Origin of the sequence: Flavobacterium pectinovorum (assembly GCF_006438875.1) — a bacterium.
GTDB lineage: Bacteria > Bacteroidota > Bacteroidia > Flavobacteriales > Flavobacteriaceae > Flavobacterium > Flavobacterium pectinovorum_A.
Genome location: NZ_RCZH01000006.1, coordinates 34,865 through 61,297, shown reverse-complemented (window position 1 = coordinate 61,297; position 26,433 = coordinate 34,865). Strand labels below are relative to the sequence as shown.

The 26,433-nt window shown below is 35.0% G+C and carries 18 protein-coding genes; 6 read left to right on the top strand and 12 right to left on the bottom strand.

The genetic code is table 11. The features are described from left to right. The first annotated feature begins 12 nt into the window (after positions 1-12). Positions 13-2,205: a peptidase domain-containing ABC transporter gene (locus EAH81_RS10205; protein WP_140506580.1), complete on the top strand. Its 2,193-nt coding sequence runs from the start codon at positions 13-15 to the stop codon at positions 2,203-2,205. 2 nt (positions 2,206-2,207) lie between these two features. After that, the gene (locus tag EAH81_RS10200; protein ID WP_140506578.1) at positions 2,208-3,497 is read left to right on the top strand and encodes an HlyD family secretion protein; all 1,290 of its coding nucleotides are present in this window, start codon (positions 2,208-2,210) and stop codon (positions 3,495-3,497) included. Between the two features lie 108 nt (positions 3,498-3,605). Here EAH81_RS10200 and EAH81_RS10195 read toward each other — a convergent pair whose 3' ends face one another. From EAH81_RS10195 to EAH81_RS10185, 3 genes are all read right to left on the bottom strand, one after another. Then, positions 3,606-4,313, bottom strand: coding sequence for a tRNA1(Val) (adenine(37)-N6)-methyltransferase (locus EAH81_RS10195; protein ID WP_140506576.1), 708 nt, complete (start codon positions 4,311-4,313; stop codon positions 3,606-3,608). A gap of 773 nt (positions 4,314-5,086) precedes the next feature. Continuing rightward, on the bottom strand, positions 5,087-5,611 hold the full coding sequence (rimM, locus tag EAH81_RS10190; protein ID WP_140506574.1) for a ribosome maturation factor RimM: 525 nt from the start codon (positions 5,609-5,611) through the stop codon (positions 5,087-5,089). Between the two features lie 15 nt (positions 5,612-5,626). After that, positions 5,627-6,199: a 30S ribosomal protein S16 gene (locus EAH81_RS10185; protein ID WP_140506572.1), complete on the bottom strand. Its 573-nt coding sequence runs from the start codon at positions 6,197-6,199 to the stop codon at positions 5,627-5,629. 199 nt (positions 6,200-6,398) lie between these two features. Here EAH81_RS10185 and EAH81_RS10180 point away from each other — a divergent pair, with 199 nt between their 5' ends. After that, positions 6,399-6,887: a DUF6252 family protein gene (locus EAH81_RS10180; protein WP_140506570.1), complete on the top strand. Its 489-nt coding sequence runs from the start codon at positions 6,399-6,401 to the stop codon at positions 6,885-6,887. Between the two features lie 134 nt (positions 6,888-7,021). After that, positions 7,022-7,381, top strand: a complete 360-nt coding sequence (locus tag EAH81_RS10175; RefSeq protein WP_089350002.1) for an RNA recognition motif domain-containing protein — start codon at positions 7,022-7,024, stop codon at positions 7,379-7,381. A 166-nt stretch (positions 7,382-7,547) separates the two neighbouring features. Here EAH81_RS10175 and leuB read toward each other — a convergent pair whose 3' ends face one another. From leuB to EAH81_RS10140, 7 genes are all read right to left on the bottom strand, one after another. Further along, a complete protein-coding gene (leuB, locus tag EAH81_RS10170) occupies positions 7,548-8,609 on the bottom strand; it encodes a 3-isopropylmalate dehydrogenase (RefSeq protein WP_140506568.1) in 1,062 nt (353 codons plus the stop codon). A gap of 104 nt (positions 8,610-8,713) precedes the next feature. After that, positions 8,714-10,237: an alpha-isopropylmalate synthase regulatory domain-containing protein gene (locus tag EAH81_RS10165; RefSeq protein ID WP_140506566.1), complete on the bottom strand. Its 1,524-nt coding sequence runs from the start codon at positions 10,235-10,237 to the stop codon at positions 8,714-8,716. Between the two features lie 45 nt (positions 10,238-10,282). Further along, positions 10,283-11,071 (bottom strand): methyltransferase domain-containing protein, encoded by a 789-nt coding sequence (locus EAH81_RS10160; protein ID WP_140506564.1) that lies wholly within the window; start codon positions 11,069-11,071, stop codon positions 10,283-10,285. A gap of 132 nt (positions 11,072-11,203) precedes the next feature. Beyond that, positions 11,204-11,800 (bottom strand): 3-isopropylmalate dehydratase small subunit, encoded by a 597-nt coding sequence (gene leuD, locus EAH81_RS10155; RefSeq protein WP_140506562.1) that lies wholly within the window; start codon positions 11,798-11,800, stop codon positions 11,204-11,206. A gap of 165 nt (positions 11,801-11,965) precedes the next feature. After that, entirely contained in the window at positions 11,966-13,360 is a 1,395-nt protein-coding gene (gene leuC, locus EAH81_RS10150; protein ID WP_140506560.1) for a 3-isopropylmalate dehydratase large subunit, read from the bottom strand. Between the two features lie 524 nt (positions 13,361-13,884). Further along, positions 13,885-14,805 carry a helix-turn-helix domain-containing protein gene (locus tag EAH81_RS10145; RefSeq protein WP_140506557.1) on the bottom strand — a complete coding sequence of 307 codons (921 nt, stop codon included), beginning with the start codon at positions 14,803-14,805 and terminating at the stop codon, positions 13,885-13,887. A 74-nt stretch (positions 14,806-14,879) separates the two neighbouring features. Then, positions 14,880-15,683 (bottom strand): SDR family oxidoreductase, encoded by an 804-nt coding sequence (locus tag EAH81_RS10140; protein WP_140506555.1) that lies wholly within the window; start codon positions 15,681-15,683, stop codon positions 14,880-14,882. Positions 15,684-16,769: 1,086 nt separating this feature from the next. Between EAH81_RS10140 and dnaE the strand changes: the two genes are divergently transcribed. Both dnaE and EAH81_RS10130 read left to right on the top strand, forming a co-directional pair. Beyond that, positions 16,770-21,308 (top strand): DNA polymerase III subunit alpha, encoded by a 4,539-nt coding sequence (gene dnaE, locus EAH81_RS10135; protein ID WP_140506553.1) that lies wholly within the window; start codon positions 16,770-16,772, stop codon positions 21,306-21,308. Positions 21,309-21,485: 177 nt separating this feature from the next. Beyond that, positions 21,486-22,424 (top strand): outer membrane beta-barrel protein, encoded by a 939-nt coding sequence (locus EAH81_RS10130; protein WP_140506551.1) that lies wholly within the window; start codon positions 21,486-21,488, stop codon positions 22,422-22,424. Between the two features lie 461 nt (positions 22,425-22,885). Here the strand turns inward: EAH81_RS10130 and EAH81_RS10125 are convergent, their stop codons facing one another. Together EAH81_RS10125 and EAH81_RS10120 are read right to left on the bottom strand one after the other, a co-directional pair. Then, positions 22,886-23,875 (bottom strand): Gfo/Idh/MocA family protein, encoded by a 990-nt coding sequence (locus EAH81_RS10125; protein WP_140506549.1) that lies wholly within the window; start codon positions 23,873-23,875, stop codon positions 22,886-22,888. 428 nt (positions 23,876-24,303) lie between these two features. Then, complete coding sequence (locus EAH81_RS10120; RefSeq protein ID WP_140506547.1) at positions 24,304-26,412, bottom strand: prolyl oligopeptidase family serine peptidase; 2,109 nt, start codon at positions 26,410-26,412, stop codon at positions 24,304-24,306. Between the last annotated feature and the right edge of the window lie 21 nt (positions 26,413-26,433).

Sequence of the window (26,433 nt, the reverse complement as noted above, 5' to 3'; positions counted from 1 at the left end):
ATAATTCCTTAAATGAAAGATTTTCCATTTTACAAACAAGCCGATTTTAAAGATTGCGGTCCAACCTGTTTAAAAATAATAGCCAAACATTATGGTAAAACATTCAAAATACAGAGATTAAGAGACATTAGCGAAACAACTCGTGAGGGAAGTAATTTGCTTTTTATAAGTGATGCTGCTGAGAAAATTGGTTTTAGGACTTTGGGAGTAAAGTTGGATTCAGAAAATTTGGAAGACATGACTCTACCCTGTATTCTGCATTGGAACCAGAATCATTATGTGGTGCTTTATAAAATAAAAAAAGGCACTTACTATATTTCAGATCCGGCTTTTGGACTAATTCAATACAACAAACAGGATTTTATTAAATTCTGGATCGGGAATAATGCCGATGAATCCACCGAAGAAGGAATTGCTCTATTGCTGGAAGCCACGCCAAAATTCTTTCAGTCCGATTTTGATAAAGAAGAAAATAAAGGACTGGGATTTAAACTCCTGTCGCAATATATTTTAAGATACAAATCATTTTTAATACAGTTAAGCATCGGATTATTGGCCAGCAGTTTACTGCAGTTGATCTTTCCGTTTTTGACCCAGAGTATTGTGGATATCGGGATTCAGAATCAAAATATCCATTTTATCTATTTAATTCTTTTTGCGCAATTGTTTCTTTTTGCGGGAAGAACTGGTTTAGAACTTATCAGAAGCTGGATCTTACTGCATCTTTCAACCCGAATCAATATTTCGCTGATTTCAGATTTCTTTATAAAACTGATGAATCTGCCCATTTCGTTTTTTGATGTGCGTATGACGGGCGATATCATGCAGCGTATTAATGATCATCGAAGAATCGAAAAAATCCTGACCACTTCATCAATAAACGTTTTGTTTTCCGTGATTAATATGTTTGTCATGGGAGGCGTTTTGGCGTACTTTAACCTGCAGATCTTTTTTGTTTTTTTTATCGGAAGCTTTTTTTACTTCGGATGGATTACCCTGTTTTTAAAACGAAGAGAAATTCTGGATTACAAACGATTTGCCGAAGTTTCGCAAGAACAGAGCAAAGTCATGGAGCTTATCAACGGAATGCAGGAAATCAAACTCCACAATGCCGAAAAACAAAAACGCTGGGGTTGGGAGTATGTGCAGGCAAGACTCTTTAGAGTTTCCATAAAAGGATTGGTTTTAGAACAAACCCAAACCATAGGTTCCTCTGTAATCAATGAATTAAAGAATATTTTCATCATATTTTTATCGGCCAAATTAGTTATCGACGGTTCGATCACACTGGGTATGATGCTGGCGATCAGTTCAATTGCGGGAAGTCTGAACGGACCAATCGCCCAGCTTATTGAGTTTGTGCGAGAACTTCAGGATGCAAAAATTTCCCTGGCAAGATTGTCCGAAATTCATGAAAAAGAAGATGAAACCGAGCAGGAAGCCCATCAAACCAGCGAAGTTCCCTATGATTCCGATATCGAGATCAAAAACCTTTCGTATCGTTATTTAGGATCGGATATTCCGGTTTTGGACAATTTGAGTTTAATAATTCCTGCCAATAAAGTAACGGCAATAGTAGGGGTGAGCGGAAGCGGAAAAACAACACTCATGAAATTGCTTCTGAAGTTTTATGAACCTGAAAAAGGAGAAGTCAACATTGGCAATTCACAGTTAAAGAATATTTCGCAAAAAGCCTGGAGATCCAATATTGGTGCCGTGATGCAGGAAGGCTTTATCTTTAACGATACCATTGCCAATAATATCGCAATTGGAGTAGACAAAGTCGATAAGGAACGATTAGTATATGCTGCAGATGTAGCCAATATAAAAGAATATATATCAGGCTTGCCACTGGGTTATAATACAAAAATTGGCTCAGAAGGAACCGGAATGAGTACCGGACAAAAACAAAGACTGCTAATTGCAAGAGCCGTTTACAAAAATCCCGAGATTTTATTCTTCGATGAAGCAACATCAGCTTTGGATGCCAATAATGAGAAAGAAATTATGCGAAAACTCGATATTTTCTTCAAGGAAAAAACTGTGGTGGTAATCGCACACCGACTCAGCACGGTTATGAACGCAGACCAGATTGTAGTTTTGGACAAAGGAAAAATCATCGAAATAGGATCACACTCGGCATTAGTACAACAAAAAGGAAATTATTTTGAATTGGTTCGAAACCAATTACAATTAGGAAATTAATCATGGCAGAAGATACATTTGAATTAAGAAGCGAGGAAGTTCAGGACATTCTCACCAAAGTYCCCCACTGGATGATACGCTGGGGAACCGTTTTGATATTTGCCATTATATTTTTGCTGTTTTTTGTGTCMTGGTTTATCAAATATCCGGATGTTGTAAATACTGAAATTGTGATAACCACCAATATTCCGCCCGAGAAAATAGTTTCGAAATCATCCGGAAGGATTGAAGCTATTCTGGTAAAAGACAAATCGATAGTTCCCAAGAATACAACATTGGCAATTATAGAAAACACAGCCAATTACAAGGATGTTTTTTTATTAAAAAGTATAGTGGATGCTTATAATGTCAACGATCCCAAAAAAGATTTTCCTTTTGCCTTGCTTAAAAACAGTCAGTTGGGCGAAATTGAAAGCGCGTATGCCGTTTTTCAAAAAGATTATCAGGCMGATAAATTAAATGAAGACTTGCAGCCTTTTGAAGTCGAGAACAGAGCACAGGTTTCAGAGAAAGTGCAAATCAAGGAAAGATTGGAAATCCTGCAACAGCAAAAAGTGATAAACGAAAGCGAATTGCAGCTTCAGAAAAATGAAATTGCACGTTTTGAAACCCTTTTCAATAAAGGAATTATCTCAGCCCAGGAAATGGAAGCCAAAAAGCTGACTTACCTGCAGGCTCAGAAGAGTTATAAGAGCTTATTGTCTTCGATTTCGCAATTAAGGTCCTCTTTGATAGACAACACAAAATCAAGTCAGAGTTCACATATAAACAGCACCAAAGAAGAAGTTAATTTGGGACGTAACATGGCACAATCATTTTATCAGCTCAAGAAAGTGATAAAAGATTGGGAATTGGCCTACACACTAAAAACATCCATAAGCGGTGTAGTTACCTTTTTGCAGGTTTGGAATGAAAACCAAACGATAAATGTTGGTGATAATGTGTTTTCAATAATTCCCGATGCCAAAAACGGTTTTGTTGGAAAAGTAAAAGCACCGGCACTTAATTCAGGAAAAATAAAAGTGGGACAAAAGGTAAACATCAGATTGGCAAATTTTCCAGATAGGGAATTTGGAGTTCTGCGAGGAAAAATCCAAAATATATCACTGGTTCCCGATAAAGACGGAAATCTGCTATTGGATGTTGCACTCCCAAACGGACTGGAAACGTCTTATAAAAAACGAATTGTATTTCAACAGGAAATGAAAGGAAGTGCGGAAATCGTAACCGAAGACCTAAGATTGATCGAGAGAATTTTGTATCAGTTTAAAAGTATCTTTGAGCAAGTTTAATTTTGTTTTAGTAAATAGTATGTCTGAATTTTTATTAGAATTTATGGTTAATTAATAAAATGAACAAGTGTTGTTTTTTATTCCAATAAAAAAGAAAACCAAGAATGTTTACATCTTCAAATAAAACGCTTTAGTTAACTCGATATATTCAGGAGTATAAATATGTCTGTCGATTTCGATAATTAATTCATCGATTTCAATTTCAGGATTTTCATTTCGGCTAAAAGCCAATAAACTGCGTTTGATTTCAGACTTTGGAGTTCCTTTTACTCTGGTGATTTTGATTGGATAGAGTTCAGATTCTTTAGCTAAAGCAATAAAACTTTCTTCTTCTTTGAAAGGAAGAATAATAGCAAATATTCCGTTTTCAGAAAGTAATAAATCGGCTGCTTCAACCAATTCTTCAAAAGGCATTGCATCTTGAAAACGAGCTAAATCGCGTTGTTCGTTTTCGGTCTTATAATCTTCAGCATAGAACGGTGGGTTTGAAACAATCAAATCGTATTCATCTTCCGGCTCTTCAATAAATTCATCCAAACCTGCATGGAAACAGAATAAACGATCTCCCCAAGGAGAATTCTCAAAATTATCTACCGCTTGTTCGTAAGCTTCTTCGTCAATTTCAAGAGCATCAATTTGTTCAGCATGAGTTCGCTGAGCCAGCATCAAAGCGATAATTCCGGTTCCCGCACCAATATCCAATACGCTAAACGGATTATGATTTATTGGAGCCCAAGCACCAAGTAAAACACCATCGGTTCCTACTTTCATGGCCGTTTTGTCTTGTTGAATAGAGAATTGTTTGAATGTAAACATATATAAATTCCAATTTTTTTAAATTCCAAATTCCAAACTGAAAAAAGAAATTCCAATAGAGAAATCCCAAATTCCAATTGGAATGAAATATTTTGTTTGAGTTGCAAAAATAAGATTAAAATCCTAATTAATTATTTTGATGTTTTGGTGATTATTGCTGATAGAATCTTTCTTAATTCTTCGACTTCGAATAATAAAGAATCTGAGAGTATTCTTTGATCGGGATTTAATTCATGTAATAGTCATAACCAGAATTTAGATTCTTTAGCTTCTTTTCGAGAGATTTTAAGTCGAAATATTAAATCTTTGTCTCCAAGTTTTTTCGTTGGCTTCAATATAATTTGCTCCTACAGAACCAGATGATCTGACTAATTGCTTTCAGTCTTCTATATTTGATGTTGTTTTGGGTAGATTTCTAATATAAATTCTACACTCTTTTGCAAAAAGAAAAGTTCTCTCTTCTAAATCATAAGGTTTTCCCATAAAAATAAATAAATTCCAATTTTTTAAATTCCAAATCCCAATAATGAGAATTTAAAGATAAAACAAATCATTTACAATTTGAAGGTTTTTTCTTTCAAATTTATTGTAATCACAATGATTTCGGCACCAAATTGGAATTTGGAATTTTTCTATTGGAATTTTCTTTTTTTTTTTAGATTTGGGATTTCTTTTTTGGAATTTCCTCTATGTTAGTTGGAATTTGGAATTTCTCTATTGGAATTTTCCTATTTGGTTGGAATTTGGAATTTTAAAAATTGGAATTTCTAAACTTAAAGGTACATCTCAACAAGCCCTTCTGGCAAATTCATGATGACTTTTTTATTGTCGCGATCGATTTTTACAAGGAAATGGTCGATCATCGGAATTAGCATTTCTACTTCTCCATTTAAAACTTCAAAAAGAGGTTGTGCAGTAGTATCGTTTACGGCAGCAATTTTTCCGAAAACGCCTAAACGCTGATCTTCAATTTCAAAACCGATAACTTCGTGGAAATAGAATTTGTTACCGGAAAGTTTTGGCAACATACTTAATGGAAGATAAATTGCATTGCCCATAATAGCATCCGCATCTTCTTCGGTATTCATGTCCTCAAAACGAATTCTAAGAAAATCGTTTTTGTGTAAGGAGCTTTTTTCAATAAAAAAAGGAACCAGGTGTTTGTTGCATTCAACAAACACTGATTCCAGATTTTCGTATAACTCAGGTTCGTCCGTGTCTAAATAAGCCAGAACTTCACCTTTGAAACTAAATTTTTTAGCGATTTTACCTAAATAAAAACATTCTTCTTTACGCATTCCCGCTAAATATAATTATGCTTCAGTTGTTTCGTTATTCTCTTCAGCAGCAGGAGCTTCTTCAGTAGCAGCTTCCGCTTCAACTTCAGTAACTTCTTCTTCAACTGCAGGAGTTGCAGCAGCGATAGCATCAGCTTCAGCCTGAGCTGCAGCAGCTAAACGTTTAGCGTTAACTTCTTGTTCTGCTTTAAAAGCTTTAGCTCTAGCATCAGCTTGCGCTTTTGTTAAACCTTCTTTTTTAGCATCAACTTTTCCAGCTTTAGCATCTAACCAAGCAGATAATTTAGCATCAGCTTGTTCTTGCGTTAAAGCACCTTTACGAATACCTCCATCAAGGTGGTGTTTCAATAAAGCTCCTTTGTAAGAAAGAATTGCTCTGGCAGTATCAGTTGGTTGTGCACCATTGTGCAACCATTTTACAGCGCTATCAATGTTTAATTCGATAGTTGCAGGGTTTGTGTTTGGATTGTAAGTACCGATTTTCTCTAAGTATTTACCATCTCTTTTTGAGCGTGCATCTGCAGCTACAACCCAGTAAAAAGGTTTTTGTTTTTTACCGTGTCTTTGTAATCTAATTTTTACTGACATAATCGTATGATTAAATTTTGAGGTACTCGACCTCTATTAATTAAGGGTGCAAAGATATAATTTTTTTGTAAATAATGGGTTTCAAACCCTATTAATTATATCAGAGATGGATTTTTAGTAATTTTTGTATCGTTTTTGACTCCTTTTTTTTAAAATATTTATCTTAAATGTGATACTTTTGCTTTAAACTTATTTTTTTATGAAAAAATATTATTGGCTATTTATTACTATTTTTTTACTTGCATCTTGTGAGGAAGATGTAAAATTCAATACTCCGGCTTTTCAAGGTTTAAAAGACAACGTTTTTTGGAGAGCTCAAAATTATTCAGCTCAGGCAAAAGCTAGCGGTGGCGTGTATGTTAGTGGTGGTTTAGGAACCAATACTGTGACTCTTAAATTACCTTCTTTAGGACCAAAAACGTATGTTTTAGGTGTAGATAATTTAACAGCCGCTTCGTATTCAGATAGATTTGCAATTGATAAACCTGAGTTTACAACCGGAACAAATAAAGGTAGCGGACAAGTTATTATTACGGAATTTGATGCCGAAAAAAGGACTATTTCCGGAACATTTAAATTTACTGCAGTAAATACAAATACAGAAGATCTTGAAAATCCAAGTGTAACCTTTACAGAAGGTGTTTTTTATAAGATTCCGTACAATCCTGTGGTAACTTCTGGTAATTAAGTTTTTCATTTGCAATTGTTTGGTTTTATTCATTTCTATTTTTTTAAATCAAAATAAAAACATAAATAAACTAATATATAGTAGATTACAGAAAAATAAGACTACATTTGCTACATTATTATAAATAAGTACATATGAACATTTTTGTTGGAAGCCTTCCATTCAGTATTGAGGAAGCAGATTTAAGAGAGTCTTTCGAGGCTTACGGAGCAGTAGATTCAGTTAAGATCATTACTGATAAATTTACAGGAAGAAGCAAAGGTTTTGGTTTCGTAGAGATGCCAAACGATGCTGAGGCTCAAAAAGCAATTGATGAATTGAACGGAGCTACTGTTCAAGGTCGTGCAATTGTGGTTAATAAATCTGAACCGAAACCAGAAGGCGAAAGAAGAAGCTTCAACAATAACAGTCGTGGTGGAGATTCACGCGGTGGTTATGGTGGAGGAAACAACCGTGGTGGAAATGACCGTGGTGGTAACAGAGGAGGATATTAATATTTTTTTCTAAATATAAATAGAAAGGGATCAATGTAAATTGATCCCTTTTTTTATGCAATAAATTTTGTTTCTTTTGTAGAGATGCACAGCAGTGCATCTAACATCCAACAGAAAGCGAAGAAGCACTACTGTGCGCCTCTACGTGAAACCTGAAACAAAAAAACTATAGATTCGCAACCAGCCAATCTCCAACTTCGCTGGTTTTGTAAGTTTTAGTTCCTTTTGCAGCTAAATCTTCAGTTACAATTCCTTGTTCTAATGATTTATTTACTACAGCTCTAATTGCTTCGGCTTCGTCTTTTAGTCCAAACGCATCTTCGAACATCATAGCAGCAGATAAAATAGTTGCCAATGGATTAGCAATGTTTAATCCAGTTGCTTGTGGGTAAGATCCGTGAATTGGTTCGTATAATGAAGTATGTTCTCCAACAGAAGCAGAAGGCATTAATCCCATTGAACCAGAAATTACAGAAGCTTCATCAGTTAAGATATCTCCAAATAAATTCTCAGTAATCAATACATCGTAAGAGTTTGGCCATTGAACCAAACGCATTGCTACAGCGTCAACAAACTCGTATGAAACTGTAACTTCAGGATAATCTTTTTCCATTGCCTGAACAGTTTCTCTCCATAAACGTGAAGTTTCCAAAACGTTTGCTTTATCAACACAACATAATTTTTTGCTACGTGTCATGGCTAGTTCAAAGCCTTTTTTTGCTAAACGCTGCACTTCGGCTCTTGTGTAAACACAATTGTCAAAAGCAGTTTCTCCGTCGTCTCTTCTTCCTTTTTCTCCAAAGTAAATTCCACCGGTTAATTCTCTTAAGAAAACTAAATCAGTTCCTTCGATTCTTTCTCTTTTTAAAGGAGAATTATCAATTAAAGAAGGGAATGTAAATGTTGGACGAACGTTAGCGAACAAACCTAGTTTTTTACGCATCAACAATAATCCTTGCTCCGGACGAACTGGAGCGCTTGGATCGTTATCATATTTTGGGTGACCAATTGCTCCGAATAAAACAGCATCAGCAGCCATACAAATTTCGTGAGTTTCGTCAGGATAAGGAACTCCAACGGCATCAATTGCACATGCTCCGGTTAGTGCTGAAGTCCATGTTATTTCGTGATTGAATTTTTTTGCAATAGCATCAGATACTTTTACGGCTTCATTAATTACCTCAGGACCAATTCCGTCTCCTGCTAAAAGGGCTATGTTAAATTTCATTATTTGGTGTTTATTAATTATTTATTAAGGTTCAAAGTGGCAAAGGTTCAAAGCAACAAAGGGAAAACCTCTGTTCCTCTGTAACTTTGAACCTTTGTCCCTTTTTAAGGAACTACATTAAGCATTTTTTGGGTAGCGATAATCGCCGCAACAGTTTGATCAGAATCCAATCCTCTTGTTTTAAATTCTTTTCCATTATCATTGATCCAGGTAATAATAGTCTCGCATAAAGCATCAGAACTACTTCCGGGTGGGATTCGAACAGCATAATCAATCAGTTTAGGCAAAGTCATTTTTTTGCTTTTATAGATTTTGGTTAGTGCATTCATGAAAGCGTCAAATTGTCCATCACCTTGAGCGTGTTCTTCTATGATTTCGCCATCAAGATTTAAGCTTAATGTTGTTGATGGACGTGTTCCTTTGGAATGAACTAATATATAAGATTCAATGGTAATTTTATCTTGATAGGTATGACTGTTCAAAACATCCGATATAATGTACGGGAGATCTTCTTTGGTAACCGTTTCTTTTTTGTCACCTAATTCGATGATTCTTTGGGTAACCAATTTCAAATCTTCATTGTTTAATTTTAAACCTAATTCCTGAAGATTTTTTTCGATATTGGCTTTTCCTGAAGTTTTCCCTAAAGCATATTTTCGTTTTCTTCCAAAGCGTTCCGGAAGCAAATCATTAAAATATAAATTGTTTTTGTTGTCTCCGTCAGCATGAATTCCGGCAGTTTGGGTAAAAACATTATCACCTACAATTGGCTTATTTGCAGGGATTCTGTATCCTGTAAAAGTTTCAACCAGTTTACTAACGGTATAAAGAGAAGTTTCCTTGATGTTGATGCTTACTTCTGGCAGATAATCATTTATAACGGCAACAGTACTTTCAAGCGGAGCATTTCCTGCGCGCTCACCCATTCCGTTTACCGTAACGTGAAGTCCGTTTATACCCGCTTTTACCGCTTCCATTACATTGGCAACACTTAAATCATAGTCATTATGCGCATGGAAATCAAAATGTATTTGAGGATATTTTACTCTTATTTTTGAAAGGAATTCAAAAGTTAATGATGGAATTAAAACCCCTAAAGTATCAGGAAGCAAAATTCTTTTGACAGGCTGAGTGGATAAAAAATCGAGAAATTGAAAAACATAATCAGGAGAATTTCGCATTCCGTTGCTCCAGTCTTCCAGATAAACATTGGTTTCAATATCGTTTTCTTTTGCCAAAGCAATGATTTGGGCGATTTCAGAAAAATGTTGTTCAGGAGTTTTTTTTAATTGATGCGTCAAGTGATTCATTGAACCTTTGGTCAATAAATTCTGAACTTTAGCTCCGGCTTTTTTCATCCATTCGATCGAAACACCACCGTCTACAAACGAAAGGACTTCAATACGATTGATGTAACCTTTTTCGGTTGCCCAGGTAGTAATTCCTTTTACGGCTTGAAATTCTCCTTCACTTACGCGAGCCGAAGCAATTTCGATTCTGTCAATATTTAATTCTTCCAACAATAATTGTGCAATGGTTAGTTTTTCTGCAGCAGAAAATGATACTCCTGATGTTTGTTCACCATCACGGAGCGTCGTGTCCATTATTTCAATTTTTCTTTTTTCCATATTGATTGTCTATATTTCTTTAAAAGTGAAATTATAGTTGTGCTTTTATATTTTTCCCCTTACTTCGTTTAGTTTCATGGTCATCGAAAGGGCTGAATTTTCTATCCAGTTATTGTATTCTTCGATTGTCTTTAATCGTAATCCTTCCTCTAAATAACCTTCTTCGACCATTTGAGAAGAACCGGCAACTTTAGACCAAATCCCTATTTTTGATTTAAAATCGGAATCTTCCTGATTGTAAACTTCATCTGAATTTATTTTTTCAATAGAATGAAAACCCGCTTCTTGTAATAATTGAGGTAAATCTTCAGCAATCTTATTATTCATTCCGGCATCTTCTCGCCATTTCAAAAAAGTTTTATAAAACTCCTGCATGCTTTGCGGTGGCAACGGATTCCATATTAAATTGGTGTGATCATAGTCCAGAATCGAAATTTGACCGTTTGGCTTCAATAACGATTTCATTTTTATTAAAGCTTCTTTCGGATTGCTTAACCATTGTAATGTTCTGGCTGAAATAATTAAATCAAATTGTATTTCAGGATTGTATTCAAATAAATCAACAGCAATTAATTCTAAATTAGAAACCGATTGATAAAATTCCTGGCCACTTTTTATGAAACTTTCTGTATTGTCGATTCCAATAACTTTTCCGTTAAAGCCAATAGTATTTGCAATGTCTTTTGAAATTGAACCTGTTCCGCACCCAATATCTAAAATCGTCATTCCGGGTTTTAAAATCTGAATCAGATTTCGATAATCTTTTGATAAACTTCTATCGTTAAATATTTTTGTTGCGTTTTCGTCCCTTTTAATATGTTTATTGCCTTTCATTTACAATGGGATTATTTTTAAAGCTGATTTCTATATCGGATTATTTGGAAACATTCCTTCGGTCGATTTCATTTAGAAAGACCCGACAAGTTTCGAAAACCTGTCGGGTCTAATAGATCGAGCAAGATTTTATTAATACGGAAGCTTATCAGCGAAAGTCACGATATCTTCCTTAATATTCTGTAAATAATCAATGTCGTCAAAGCCATTAACCATATTATTTTTTTTGTATCCGTTAATAGCAAAAGATTCTGATTGACCAGTTGCTAATAAAGTAATCGTTTGGTTTGGTAAGTTGATTTCTAACTCCGTTTTAGGATCAGCTTCGATTGCTTTGAAAATAATATCAGCAAATTCCGGGCTAACCTGAACTGGTAAAACTCCGATATTCAAGCAGTTTCCTTTGAAAATATCTGCGAAGAAACTTGAAACTACAGCACGAAATCCGTAATCATAAACAGCCCAGGCTGCATGTTCTCTTGAAGATCCTGAACCGAAGTTTTTTCCTCCAACAAGGATTTTTCCGCAGTAAGTTGAATTGTTTAAAACGAAATCAGCTTTTGGAGAATCGTCTCCATTGTATCTCCAGTCTCTAAAAAGATTGTCTCCAAAACCTTCACGCTTTGTAGCTTTCAGGAAACGAGCCGGAATGATTTGATCTGTATCTACGTTCTCAATTGGCAGCGGCACTGCACTGCTGGTAAGTATATTAAATTTATCGTATGCCATTTTTTGGAATTTTAGATTTTAGGATTTAGATTTTAGATTTTCTTTTGAAAACTTAAACTTAGAACCTAAAAATGTTTTGTATTAAATAATGTTGATCATTTTATTTGAAGAAATTTAGATAAAGATTTACTCAAAGTGAGAAATCTAAAATCTATAATCTCCAATCTAAAATAACTCTCTCGGATCCGTTAGTTTTCCTGTTACAGCAGCAGCGGCAGCCATAATTGGACTCGCTAATAATGTTCTTGATCCAGGACCCTGACGACCTTCAAAGTTTCTGTTTGATGTACTAACTGCATATTTTCCGGCAGGAACTTTATCATCATTCATTGCTAAACAAGCAGAACAGCCAGGCTGACGTAATACAAAACCAGCTTCAGTTAAAATATCCAATAAACCTTCTTCTTTAATCTGAGCTTCAACAACGTGAGAACCCGGAACTAACCAAGCAGTAACATTATCTGCTTTTTTTCTTCCTTTTACAATTTCTGTAAAAGCTCTAAAATCTTCAATACGTCCGTTTGTACAACTTCCTAAGAAAACAAAATCAATTGGTTTCCCAATCATAACATCGTCTTCCTGAAAGCCCATGTAAGCAAGCGATTTTTTATAAGTTTCCTCACCACCTTCAACTTGATTGGCGTTCGGAATATGTTTTGTAATACCAATTCCCATTCCAGGGTTAGTACCGTAAGTAATCATTGGTTCAATGTCAGCAGCGTTGATGTTTAATTCAGCATCAAAAACGGCATCATCATCAGTTTTAAGTGTTTTCCAATAAGCAACTGCTTTATCCCAAGCTTCGCCTTTTGGAGCATATAATCTGCCTTCAAGGAAATCAAAAGTTTTTTGGTCAGGCGCGATCATTCCACCACGGGCACCCATTTCGATACTTAGGTTACAAACTGTCATACGGCCTTCCATAGTCATGTTTTCGAAAACATCACCTGCATATTCAACAAAATAACCAGTACCTCCAGAAGTAGTCAATTGAGCAATAATATAAAGTGCAACGTCTTTTGGACCAACACCTTTGCTTAATTCACCATTTACGTTAATACGCATTTTCTTTGGTTTTGGCTGCATGATACATTGCGTAGAAAGTACCATCTCAACCTCAGAAGTTCCGATACCAAAAGCAATTGCTCCAAAAGCACCATGAGTAGAAGTATGAGAATCTCCACATACAATAGTAGCACCTGGCAAAGTAATTCCGTTTTCAGGACCAACTACGTGTACAATTCCATTTTTAATGTGACCTAATCCCCAGTGCGAAATACCGTATTCAGCAGCATTATCTTCAAGCGCTTTAAGCTGATTGGCTGATAAAGCATCTTCAACTGGTAAATGTTGGTTTATGGTTGGTGTATTGTGATCTGCAGTTGCAAAAGTACGCTCTGGGTATAAAACCTTAACGCCTCTGGCTTTTAATCCTAAAAAAGCAACAGGACTCGTAACCTCATGAATGAAATGACGGTCAATAAAAAACACATCTGGTCCATCTTCAATTTTACGCACTACATGTGAATCCCATACTTTGTCAAATAATGTCTTACTCATTTTTTATTTTTTTTAATTGTAATATTCTAACCAAAGCAATTCCTGCTCATTATAATAGAAAAACAAAATTAGAAAAAGATATAAGGTCGTCAATTTCAATATTTCATTATATACGATACCCAAACTGAAATACAAATTGCGAATGGCTTTTTTGTAATCAGATTTGGTTGTAGAATGAATATAAATTGGTTTTGCTTTTCTTTTTTGGCTTAATTTTGATTTGCTTGCTTTATTTTTAATAGTTGGCAAATTTATCTCAAAATCAATACATAATATAATGTTTAATTGAAAAAAATGTAACAAAATCAATGAAAATAGTAATAATTGTTAGTTTTAAAATCTTTTTTTACTTTTTAAAAAGCTTCATTTATTGGTTTTTTGAAGCTTAAAAAATCAAATTTTTAATGATCTTTTATGTTGAAAATTTCATTTAAATACTACGACATCCAAGTGGATGAATTTTATGAAATTTTATGATTTTTTAAAAGAAAAAGAGACTTATTGAAAGTGAATAATTTTGAAGACTAATTCAAGGAGTTTTTAAACTCTAATGGTGTTAAATTGGTTTTCTTTTTGAATAATTTACTAAATGACTGAGGATATTCAAAACCTAATTGATAGGCGATTTCTGCTACCGACAGATTCGTGGTCATCAGGAAATCCTTTGATTTTTCAATTAGTTTGGAATGAATATGTTGTTGTGCATTTTGTCCGGTTAAATTCCGAAGCATGTCGCTCAGGTAATGACTGGAAACGTTGATTTGTGAAGCAAGAAAATCTACTGTAGGTAATCCTCTTTTTAGGGTTTCGGCATTGTCCAGATAATTACCAAGAGTTTCTTCTACTTTGGTTAATAAATCATTGCTGATTGTTTTTCTGGTAATGAATTGGCGTTTGTAAAAACGATTACTGTAATTAAGTAAAACGTCTATATAAGAAACGATTACATCCTGGCTCATTTCGTCTATAGCAGTATGAAGTTCACTATCAATGCTTGTTAATAAACCTGTAATAGTTGTTTTTTCGCTATCAGAAAGATGAAGTGCTTCATTGGTATCATATGAAAAGAAGCCGTATTTTTTGATGTTTTTTCCTAAAGGATAATTTCTGATAAAGTCCGAGTGGAAAAGTAAGGTATAACCAAAATATTCAATTCCTTCTTGATTATCGGTAAAAATCAATTGATTGGGTGAAGTAAACATTAATCCGCCTTCATTAAAATCATAATAACCCTGACCGTAACCCATTTTTCCGTTAGTTGAGTATTTATAGGATATTTTATAGAAATCTAGTAGAAAATGGTTATTAGTTAAATCAGCATCTATAACCAGTTTGGTGTTGTCGACCAAACTTATCAGAGGATGAAGCGGTTTTGGGAGTTTAAATAAACTATGAAATTGTGATAAAGAGGAAATTTTTGTCGGATTGTTGTTTTTCTTTTCCATGATATAAATTTATAAAAAAATTCAAAACTAATACCGTTCAGGTTATCAAAACCTGAACGGTACCAGATAATAAATTATGCTCCTAAAAATTGTTTCCCCAATGCAGCACGAAAAACTTCGTCTCCTTGTTCCAGTCTTTGTTTGTAAAGTGCTTTAGCATCTTCTCCTGCTACATATCTCAGTTTGTTTTTTCCGTCTGTAGCGGCTTCATAAACTACGTCGGCAATTTGTTCCGGAGTTGATGCCATTTCAAACATGGTGTCAACATTTGAAAGTAAGCTGTTTGTCATTGCTTCATATTCAGGTTTAGTTCCTGAATCAAGTGAGCCGTGTAGAAATTCTGTTTTGATACCACCCGGAGAAACTGTTTTAATGTTTATTCCAAACGGATTTAATTCAAACGCCATGCTTTCGCTCCAGCCTTCAAGTCCCCATTTTGTTGCGTGATATACAGAGCTTAAAGGAAAAGCAATCAATCCGCCTATCGAAGTAGTTGAGATGAACAATCCGCTTTTTCTTTCTCTGAAATATGGAATAAAAGCATTTGTAACACGAATTACTCCCAATAAATTAGTGTTAAGTTGTTTTGTAATCTGGTCATCATTAAAGCTTTCCAAAGGACCAATCAAGCCATAACCGGCATTGTTAAAAACGATATCAATATCGCTTAATGCAATGGCTTTTTGAACCGTGCTTTGTATTTGGTCATAATTGGTAACATCAAGTGGTAATAGCGTTACATTATTTAAATTAGAAAGTTCTGTTTCCTTTTCAGGATTTCTCATTGTTGCGATTACATTCCATCCTTTTTCCTGAAATAATTTTGCTGTAGCTTTCCCTAATCCTGAAGAAGCGCCTGTAATAAAAATAGTTTTCATAATAATTGTTTTAAATTGATAGGGCAAAGTTCAGGATAGAGTACAGTTTAAAAGTGTTCATTTTGGTGCAATGAGTATCCAAAATGAATAATCGAAGTTTTTCGGATAAAAAGGAGGTTGTTATCTCTTTGAGCGTAATTTTTTTAACACCTAGAAACATAGATTTGTTGCTTAAAAAAGGCGTTTCACTTATTTAAACACATCCCGTCCCGACGCTCAATGTCATTAAGTTAAGAAAAATGCAATGTAACAATTTGTTTTTGTTCCATCGGAACATTTCATTGGTAGCCCAATAAATATGGCGTTTTTTCACGTTCCTTAGGAACGTTTGATTTTATAAATAATTATTGGTAAAAACATATACAGATTACATATACAATTTCTCAAACGTCCCAATGGGACGATGTTTCTCTCGATACATTTTTTTTCTACCAATGAGGTGTTCCGATGGAACAAAATATTTGTCGAATAAATCTCGCGCAAAGTCGCAAAGCCGCCAAGTTTACATACATTTTCTTTGCGACTTTGCGCGATTTTTTTTAGTCTTAATTATCTAAAAAAAGCTTAACTTAATGACATTGCGCTTCGGGATCGGGCAATGTCATTAAGTTAAGAAGAAATCTATAAAATTACTTAACAGTTTAATCAAGAAAGTAATTAGGAAAATCCGTTTTTATCAGCGTTTTCGCTTTAGCGAATCAGTAAAATCAGTGTCTAATTTTTGACGCGGATAAAACAGATTTACTTCGTAAAAACGCGGATAAAAACGGATTTGATTTGCAATAATTTTATTTTTTAAAAGCTTAACTTAATGACATTGGGCTTCGGGACTATGTGTAAAAAGCTAGATTTTTTTAAGCCTCTTTTTTACAATACAAAAACCTATGTTTCTATATGTTTATTTTTTTTCACGAATTACAGCTATAGGTTTATTTAATGCTTTTGTTAACAACTTTAGCTTCGTTATTTCTCTAAAAAAAGTGTAAATTTGAACTTCCTCCATTTTCTAAAAAGCAATTTTTTATAATCCATATAATCAGTGGTTTATATTGGAATTTGGAATTTAATTTTTGCTATTTTAATTCTATGTATTTAATATTCGATACCGAAACTACTGGATTACCAAAACGTTGGGATGCTCCAATAACCGATTCTGATAACTGGCCTCGCTGTATTCAGATCGCCTGGCAGCTTCATGACGAAATGGGAACGCTTATAGAACATCAGGATTATTTAGTTAAACCTGACGGATTCAATATTCCGTATGATGCAGAACGTATCCACGGAATTTCGACAGAATTGGCTGAAGCCGATGGAATCACGTTGGCTGAAGTTTTGGAGAAATTCAATATTGCTTTAAGCAAAACCAAATTTATTGTGGGTCAGAATTTAGGTTTCGACGTTAATATTATGGGCGCCGAGTTTCATAGAGCTGGCGTGGATTCCACTATGAGTTCAATGCCGGTTTTGGATACTTGTACGGAGGTTACGGCTTCATTACTAAAACTTCCCGGAGGTCGTGGAGGTAAATTTAAATTACCAACCCTAACAGAATTACATAGTTATCTTTTTAATAAACCTTTCGCGGAAGCGCACAACGCAACTGCTGATGTTGAGGCAACTACGCGTTGTTTTTTAGAGTTAATCAGAAGAGAAGTTTTTACCAAAGAAGAACTGGATGTTCCGAAGGATTACTTCAGGGAATTTCAGAATAGAAATCCTCAGGAATTTCCTTTAATAGGTTTAAAACACATCAACTTAAAAGCAGCTTCTGATAAAATCAGAGAGCAGTTAAAAGCTTTAGAATCTGTAGGTAAAGAAACTACAGTTTCACATTCTGACAGAGAAGATTTTAAAACCGCAAAATACGCGCATCTACACAATCATACGCAGTTTTCGGTTCTTCAATCTACTATAGGAATTGGAAATATAGTTGCAGCTACAGCCAAAAACGGAATGCCAGCTGTTGCCATGACAGATACCGGAAACATGATGGGAGCTTTTCACTTTGTGAGTGCCGTTATGAACCACAATAAAGCAGCATCCGGAAAAAATAAGGCATTAGTTGAAGCTGGTGAAGAACCAACGGAAACTGAAATGAAACCAATTGTGGGTTGCGAGTTTAATGTTTGCGACAACCATTTGGATAAAAGCAAAAAAGACAACGGAAATCAGGTTGTTTTATTAGCCAAAAATAAAAATGGATACCACAATCTGGCAAAAATGTCGTCGATTGCATTTACCAATGGTTTCTATTATGTTCCGAGAATTGATCGAAAAATTATCGAAAAATACAAAGAAGATATCATGGTTTTATCCGGAAATTTATACGGAGAGATTCCGAGTAAAATTCTAAATATCGGTGAAAACCAGGCCGAAGAAGCTTTGATTTGGTGGAAAGAACAATTTGGCGATGATTTCTATCTGGAGATTATGCGTCACAATCAGGAAGATGAAAATCGTGTAAATAAAACCCTGATTGAGTTTTCTCAAAAGCACAATGTCAAATTAATTGCGACAAACAATACCTATTATTTAAATAAAGAAGACGCCAATGCGCACGATATTTTGTTGTGTGTAAAAGATGGTGAAAAACAAGCTACACCAATTGGTCGTGGTCGAGGATATCGTTACGGATTACCAAATCAGGAATATTATTATAAGTCAGGAGAAGAGATGAAAAAACTCTTTGCCGATTTACCGGATTCGATCATCAATATTCAGGAAATTGTAGACAAAGTCGAAATTTATTCGCTTTACAGAGATGTATTGCTTCCTAAATTTGATATTCCAGAAGAGTTTGTTGTTGTTGAAGATGAAGCTGATGGCGGAGTTCGAGGTGAAAATAAATATTTGCGACACCTGACAATGGTTGGAGCAGCAAGAAGATATGGCGAAATTACAGAATCGATTCAGGAACGTTTGGATTTTGAACTATTAACGATTTCAAATTCCGGATATCCTGGTTACTTTTTGATCGTTCAGGATTTCATCGCCGAAGCTAGAAAAATGGATGTTTCGGTTGGTCCCGGTCGTGGATCTGCGGCGGGATCTGCGGTTGCATATTGTTTAGGAATTACCAATATTGACCCCATTAAGTATGATTTGCTTTTTGAGCGTTTCCTAAATCCGGATCGTGTATCCATGCCCGATATTGATATTGACTTTGATGACGAGGGTCGTGGTCGTGTTATGGATTATGTAATCAATAAATACGGTCAGAATCAGGTAGCGCAAATTATCACTTATGGTAAAATGGCAACCAAATCAGCGATTCGTGATACGGCTCGTGTACTGGATTTACCATTATTTGAAGCCGATAGAATTGCAAAACTGATTCCGGCAATGATGCCATCCAAATGGAATTTGGCGCGTTTTATTTCTGAAAGCGAAGATGAGGTTAAAAAAGCTCTTCGTTCAGATGAATTTGATAATGTAAAAGAATTAATCGCCATTGCCAATGAAGATGATTTGGCAGGAGAAACGATTCAACAGGCAAAAATCCTTGAAGGATCGATGCGAAATACCGGAATTCACGCCTGTGGGGTAATTATTACGCCATCGGATATTACGAATTTCGTTCCTGTAACCACCGCAAAAGATTCTGATTTATATGTAACACAGTTTGATAACTCGGTGGCAGAAAGTGCCGGATTACTTAAAATGGACTTCTTGGGTCTGAAGACCCTTACGCTAATAAAAGATACCGTTAAACTGGTAAAATATAGAAACGGAATTGACTTAGATCCGGATACTTTCCCGATTGATGATGTTGAAACATATGCACTTTTCCAAAGAGGAGAAACGGTTGGAATCTTCCAATACGAGTCACCCGGAATGCAGAAATATATGAAGGATCTGAAACCAACGGTTTTTGGAGATTTAATTGCCATGAATGCTTTATATCGTCCGGGACCTTTGGAGTATATCCCATCTTTCGTAAGAAGGAAAAATGGTGAAGAAGAAATCAAATACGATTTAGATGCCTGTGAAGAATATTTAGGAGAAACCTATGGAATTACCGTTTACCAAGAGCAGGTAATGCTTTTGTCGCAATCGCTGGCTGACTTTACAAAAGGTGAAGCCGACGTTTTGCGTAAAGCGATGGGTAAAAAACAAAAGGAAGTTCTGGATAAAATGAAGCCTAAATTTGTGGAACAAGCGGCGAAAAAAGGTCATGATGCTAAAATTTTAGAGAAAATCTGGAAAGACTGGGAAGCATTTGCGAGTTACGCCTTCAACAAATCTCACTCGACTTGTTATGCTTGGATTGCGTATCAAACCGCTTATTTAAAAGCGCATTATCCTGCAGAATACATGGCTGCGGTTCTTTCGAATAATATGAATGATATTAAACAAGTATCATTTTTTATGGAAGAATGTAAACGAATGGGATTACAGGTTTTAGGACCGGATGTCAATGAGTCGTATTATAAATTTACTGTAAATGACGAATATGCGGTACGTTTTGGGATGGGAGCTATTAAAGGAGTAGGTTCCGGAGCTGTGGCAACAATTGTAGAAAGCAGGAAAGACGGTAGATATAAGTCGATTTTTGATTTGGCAAAACGTATTGATTTGCGTGCAGCCAATAAAAAAGCAATCGAAAATCTGGCACTTGCCGGAGGTTTTGATTCGTTTGAAGGAACAACAAGAGCACAATATTTTCATGATGATGGCGACGGAATTACATTTTATGAAAAAGCAATTCGTTATGGATCGAAGTTTCAGGAAAACGAAAATTCGTCGCAGGTAAGTTTGTTTGGAGAAACGAGTGAAGTTCAGATTGATGAACCTGTTGTGCCCCCATGCGAAGATTGGAGTACAATGGAAAAATTAGCCAAAGAGAAAGAAGTAGTTGGAATTTATATTTCCGGACATCCTTTGGATGATTTTAGATATGAGATGAAATACTTTTGTAATGCCAGATTAGAATCGCTGAAAAGCATGAATGAATATGTAGGTAAAAATCTAAATTTTGCCGGAATCATTAATAACGTGCAGCATCGTGTGGCAAAAAACGGAAAAGGCTGGGCAGTATTCAATTTAGAAGGATATGATGAAAGTTATGAGTTTAAGATTTTTGGTGAAGAATACTTAAAATTCCGCCATTTTCTAATTCAGAATAATTTTGCTTTCCTTAAAATTTTAATAAAAGACGGTTGGGTAAATCACGATACAGGCAAAAAATCAGATCCAAGAATGCAATTTGTTGAGATAAGACAATTGCAGGATATTCTGGAAGCATTTGCCAAGAAATTGATTTTATTATTGAATATAAAAGACTTGCAGGAAGATTTTATATACAAGTTGAGTGAGCTATTTAATGAGAATAAAGGAGACAATACCGTGGCATTTGAAATCATGGAGTTAGAAAAAATAAAACGCTTGGTTGAGGTCGAAACACCAACTGATTTTGAAGAAAGCGACGATCCTGTTTTTGCAGATGAAGCCGAAGATGGAGAGGTTTCTATAGAGGAAACAAAGATTCAGGAAGTAAATGAGATCGAAGAAATAAAAGTAGTAACCAAATTAACACTGCCAAGCCGCAGGTTAAAAATTAAGATTTCTGCTGAACTATTGCATGAATTAGAGAAAATGCAGGTAAATTTTAAGCTAAACTAAATTTTAACAGTTAAAATTTAATTGAATGCATTTTTTTTTAGTTAAAAATATGCATGCATAATACTTTTTTAGTAATATTGCTTAAAATTACAACGATTTCGTTCTAAGTCTAACAAAGCAAACTTTAGACATATGTTAAAATATTCTATGTTTGTATAAATTAATTAAATCAGAATTATGAAAAAGAACCTATTTTTATTAGGATTATTAGTTTGCTCTATGGCCACAATGGCGCAAACAGAAAAAGCAGATAAACCAGAAACTTGGTATTTTAAAATTGGTGGATCTTATTTCAACCAAACTGCTTCTACTGAATTTCCAACAGTTGGAGGAAATGCAGCATTAGATAGAACTTATGTTGGAGGAAAATTAGTATCTGAAAAAAGTATTACAGGTTCATTTGGACAAGGATTTAGAACAGGAATTACAGCAGGTTACCGTTTTTCAGCACGTTTAGGAGTTGAATTAGGAGCAAATTACTACTCAAGTAATTCTAAAACAATGGCACAAACAACATCTGATACACCATATATCCCAACATCTGCAACAACAGGAATTTATAATTTCAAATCAGTAGGTGAAATTACTGCCTTTGATATTGCTCCGTCTATCGTAATGTTTTTAGGAGAATCTCATGGTTTTGAACCATATACTAAAGTTGGAGTTTTAGTTCCAATTCACGGGGATTTAGAAATTACTACAGACGCAGTTGCACCAGTTGGAGTTAATCCAGGTACTGGAGCTCCAGTTTTTGGAAACGTTCACAGTGTTGATAAAGTAAAACCAAACCCAACATTAGGATTCTCTGCTGCTATGGGTACTTCTTATAAATTAGGAAAACATATCTCAGCTTTTGCTGAATTGGAATACCGTAACTTTACAGTACACGGAAAAACTAAAGAAACTACAGACTTTACAGTTAATGGCGCTGATAAATTAGGAACTAGAACTACAGCTCAAATTCATACTAATTACAGAGATGGTTTAGATGTTAATTCTAATAATGCTCTAACTAATCCAAATGGAGTAAACAAAGACAAACCAATGGATGAGTTAAGTTCTTACGTTGGAATCTCAGGTTTAGGATTAACTTTAGGTCTTAAATACAGCCTATAATTCTAAAGACATTTATAGTTTATAAAAAAGAGGATATTCAAATGAATATCCTCTTTTTTTGTGCTTTTTTGTCATTTCGACGAAGGAGAAATCACACGCGTAACTCGACAAAGATTGGCGATTTTCTTTGCGTAATTTCTAGTGTGATTTCTCCTTCGTCGAAATGAAAAGATTGCGTAATCTGTTTATTTTACAACGGATTTTAATTCATCCATAGCATTTCTTTAGGAGCTAATCCCGATAGAAATTCTGAATTGCTTCCAGTTTTAGCTCAATGTCATTAAGTTAAGAGAATATTGCCGAATAAATCGCGCAAAGTCGCAAAGTCGCAAAGAAAATGTATGTAAACTTGGCGGCTTTGCGACTTTGCGCGATTTTTTTTTAGTCTTAATTATCTAAAAAAAAAGCTTAACTTAATGACATTGAGCTAAAACTGGAAGCAATTCAAAATTCTAATAGTATCAAGAATTCCTAAACTCCTTCAAAACTTCATCAATAACCCAGGTTGTTCTTGCGGCTGAATTTCCTTTTGATGGATTGACACCTTCATTGCCTAAGAGTTCTGCAACAACAGTTTCAATAAGAGGTTGCTGAATATGAACCGGATTTTCGATCGTGATACTTTCTTTCTCTCCATTTATGTATTGAATATGAATAGGATCATTGCCAAAAGTTGAGAAAGAGATTTTTCCCTTATCACCTACTATATCAGTATTGTCATAACGTTCAAAACTGGTAAAATTCCATAAACCGGTTCCGTGAATTCCATTTTCGAATAAAAAAGACATCGAAACGGAATCTTCGGCAGGATAGGCAAGAAGTTGCGAACTTGCATGTCCACGAACAGATTTAATCGGACCTAATACAAAATCAAGAAAATCTAAAGTATGGCAAGCCAAATCAACAAAAATTCCACCACCGGAAATATGTGGTAAAACCGTCCAGGGAAGATTGATTTCGTCATCATATCTTTCTTCAAACGGATGGTATAAAATACAGTTTACATGTCTTATTGTTCCTATTTTATTTTGGTCAATTAGTTCTTTAATCTTTAAGAATCGGGGTAAACTTCTTCTATAATACGCTACAAATAAAGGTACATTGTGTTCTTTGCAAACACTGATCATTTCGTTGCATTCTTCAAAGGTCAAAGCCATTGGTTTCTCCACGTACACAGGTTTTCCGGCTTTGGCACACAAAATAGTATATTCTTTATGAGACGATGGAGGAGTTGCAATATAAACGGCATCAACTTCAGGATCATTAATTAAATCAACTGCATTTGAATACCATTTAGGAACATTATGGCGTTTAGCATAATCTTCGGCAAGGGCTGCATCCCTGCGCATTACAGCAACTAAAGATGAGTTTGGAGTTTTCTGAAATGCAGGTCCGCTTTTTACTTCCGTTACATTTCCACAACCTATAATTCCCCATTTTACAATTTTCATTTTCTGCTTTTTTTAGTTAATTCAAATTTAAAAAAGGTTTGCCACGAATTGCGCTAATTTTCACGAATTATTTTTTCACGCTCCCGATAGCTATCGGGATAAAAAGATTTAAGCAGATGAACGCAGATTTTAATAAAAAGGTTCGCCACGAATTTCACGAATTTTCTCGAATTTTTATTTTGATACTACTTAAAAAGTTAGCTATGAATTCACGTTATTTTTTCACGCTCCCGATAGCTATCGGGATAAAGAGATTTAAGCAGATGTACACAGATTTTAATAAAAAGGTTCGCCACGAATTTCACGAATTTACACCAATTAAATTCGTGCTAATTTGTGCAATTCGTGGCAAAAAATGCAGTACAAAAAAACCACGAACTCACAAAATAATTCGTGAATTCGTGGCTATAAAAAAAATAGACTAAAGTTTACTTTTTAGGCAAAGCTTTAAATCCCATATTGTAAAGTGTGAATGCTTGAATGTCTACATTTTCCTGAATTGTTGCGGCAACAGATTTTCCTGCTCCATGACCCGCTTTTACATCAATACGAATCAAAACTGGATTGTTTCCTGTTTGCTTGTCTTGCAATTCAGCGGCAAATTTAAAACTATGCGCAGGAACCACACGATCATCATGATCACCCGTTGTAACCATAGTTGCAGGATATTGAACGCCTTTTTTAACGTTTTGAACCGGAGAATATCCTTTAAGGTATTCAAACATTTCTTTATTATCCTGAGAAGTTCCGTAATCGTAAGCCCAACCTGCACCGGCAGTAAAAGTATGATAACGCAACATATCCATTACGCCAACAGCCGGTAAAGCTACTTTCATTAAATCAGGACGTTGCGTCATTGTTGCACCAACTAACAAACCTCCGTTAGAACCACCGCGAATCGCTAAGAAATCTGATGAAGTATATTTTTGAGCAATTAAATATTCGCCAGCCGCAATAAAATCGTCAAATACATTTTGCTTTTGCAATTTAGTTCCCGCATCGTGCCATTTTTTACCATATTCACCACCACCTCTTAAATTGGCAACAGCATAAACACCGCCATTTTCCATCCAGACAGCGTTTGCAATGCTGAAACTTGGCGTTAAGCTAATGCTGAATCCGCCATAACCGTATAAAATAGTTGGGTTTTTACCGTCAAGTTTTAATCCTTTTTTATACGTGATAATCATCGGGATTTTAGTTCCGTCTTTTGAAGTGTAGAATACTTGTTTTGATTCGTAATCTTCACTTTTAAAATCAACTTTAGGTTTTTGATATACTTCTGATTTGCCTGATTTTGGCTCAAGAGAATAAATGGTTCCCGGCGTAGTATAATTGGTAAAGCTGTAGTACAATGTTTTATCCTGTTTTTTTCCTCCAAATCCACCAGCAGTTCCTACCGCCGGAAGTTTGATTTCACGAAGTAATTTTCCGCTGTAATCATATTGTTGTACAAACGAAACGGCATCTTTAGTATAATTGGCAAAAAAGAATCCACCACCAGTTGAAGGCGATAAAGTATTTTGAGTTTCCTTGATGAAATCTTTCCAGTTTTCAGGTTTTGGATTGCTAAAATCAACCGAAATAACGCGACTGTTAGGCGCATTTAAGTCCGTTTCGATAAACAATTTATTCCCTTCATTTTCAATAATAGAATTTGAAGTATTAAAATTGTCTACAATAGTAATAATAGGACTATTTGGAACCGTTAAGTCTTTAATATATAATTCGTTTCCGTAAGTAGAATTTGCTGCAGTAATTACTAAAAAACGATCGTCTTCTGTAACATGACCACCAACATATCTACGTTTTTGGTCTGCGCCAAAGATTACTTTGTCCTCTTTTTGAGAAGTTCCCAGTTTATGAAAATACAATTTATGCTGATCAGTTTTTGCAGATAATTCACTTCCCTTTGGTTTCTCATAACTAGAGTAATAAAAACCTTCGTTACCATGCCAGGAAACACCACTAAATTTTACATCGACCAAAGTATCTTCCAAAACTTTTTTAGACAATGCATCGATAATAATTACTTTTCTCCAATCGCTTCCGCCTTCAGAAATGGCATAAGCGGCTTTATTTCCGTCTTTCGAAAAATCCAATCCGCCAAGCGAAGTCGTTCCGTCTTTCGAAAAAGTATTAGGATCTAAGAAAACTTCCTCTTTACCATTTTGTCCTTTTCTATAAACAACAGATTGATTTTGAAGTCCGTTGTTTTTTGAATAATAAGTAAATTTCCCTTCTGTATATGGAGCACTAATTTTTTCATAGTTCCACAATTTTTCCATGCGTTTTTTAAGTTCATCACGGAAAGGGATTTTATCCAGATATCCATAAGTAACTTCATTTTGAGCCTTTACCCAAGCTCCTGTTTCTGCTGATTTGTCGTCTTCAAGCCAGCGATATGGATCACTAACTTTGGTATCAAAATAAACATCAACAGTTTCTCCCTTTTTAGTTTCGGGATATTGAATTTTATTCTGTCCAAATGAAATTCCTGCGGTTGTAATAGCCATTATAAGAAATGTTTTTTTCATTGTTTAAGTTTAAACGGTTAT

Coding starts and splice junctions, on each gene's coding strand:
- EAH81_RS10205 (WP_140506580.1), top strand. CDS start 13: ATGAAAGATTTTCCATTTTACAAACAAGCCGATTTTAAAGATTGCGGT.
- EAH81_RS10195 (WP_140506576.1), bottom strand. CDS start 4,313: ATGTTTACATTCAAACAATTCTCTATTCAACAAGACAAAACGGCCATG.
- rimM (WP_140506574.1), bottom strand. CDS start 5,611: ATGCGTAAAGAAGAATGTTTTTATTTAGGTAAAATCGCTAAAAAATTT.
- EAH81_RS10185 (WP_140506572.1), bottom strand. CDS start 6,199: ATGTCAGTAAAAATTAGATTACAAAGACACGGTAAAAAACAAAAACCT.
- EAH81_RS10180 (WP_140506570.1), top strand. CDS start 6,399: ATGAAAAAATATTATTGGCTATTTATTACTATTTTTTTACTTGCATCT.
- EAH81_RS10175 (WP_089350002.1), top strand. CDS start 7,022: ATGAACATTTTTGTTGGAAGCCTTCCATTCAGTATTGAGGAAGCAGAT.
- leuB (WP_140506568.1), bottom strand. CDS start 8,609: ATGAAATTTAACATAGCCCTTTTAGCAGGAGACGGAATTGGTCCTGAG.
- EAH81_RS10165 (WP_140506566.1), bottom strand. CDS start 10,237: ATGGAAAAAAGAAAAATTGAAATAATGGACACGACGCTCCGTGATGGT.
- EAH81_RS10160 (WP_140506564.1), bottom strand. CDS start 11,071: ATGAAAGGCAATAAACATATTAAAAGGGACGAAAACGCAACAAAAATA.
- leuD (WP_140506562.1), bottom strand. CDS start 11,800: ATGGCATACGATAAATTTAATATACTTACCAGCAGTGCAGTGCCGCTG.
- leuC (WP_140506560.1), bottom strand. CDS start 13,360: ATGAGTAAGACATTATTTGACAAAGTATGGGATTCACATGTAGTGCGT.
- EAH81_RS10145 (WP_140506557.1), bottom strand. CDS start 14,805: ATGGAAAAGAAAAACAACAATCCGACAAAAATTTCCTCTTTATCACAA.
- EAH81_RS10140 (WP_140506555.1), bottom strand. CDS start 15,683: ATGAAAACTATTTTTATTACAGGCGCTTCTTCAGGATTAGGGAAAGCT.
- dnaE (WP_140506553.1), top strand. CDS start 16,770: ATGTATTTAATATTCGATACCGAAACTACTGGATTACCAAAACGTTGG.
- EAH81_RS10130 (WP_140506551.1), top strand. CDS start 21,486: ATGAAAAAGAACCTATTTTTATTAGGATTATTAGTTTGCTCTATGGCC.
- EAH81_RS10125 (WP_140506549.1), bottom strand. CDS start 23,875: ATGAAAATTGTAAAATGGGGAATTATAGGTTGTGGAAATGTAACGGAA.
- EAH81_RS10120 (WP_140506547.1), bottom strand. CDS start 26,412: ATGAAAAAAACATTTCTTATAATGGCTATTACAACCGCAGGAATTTCA.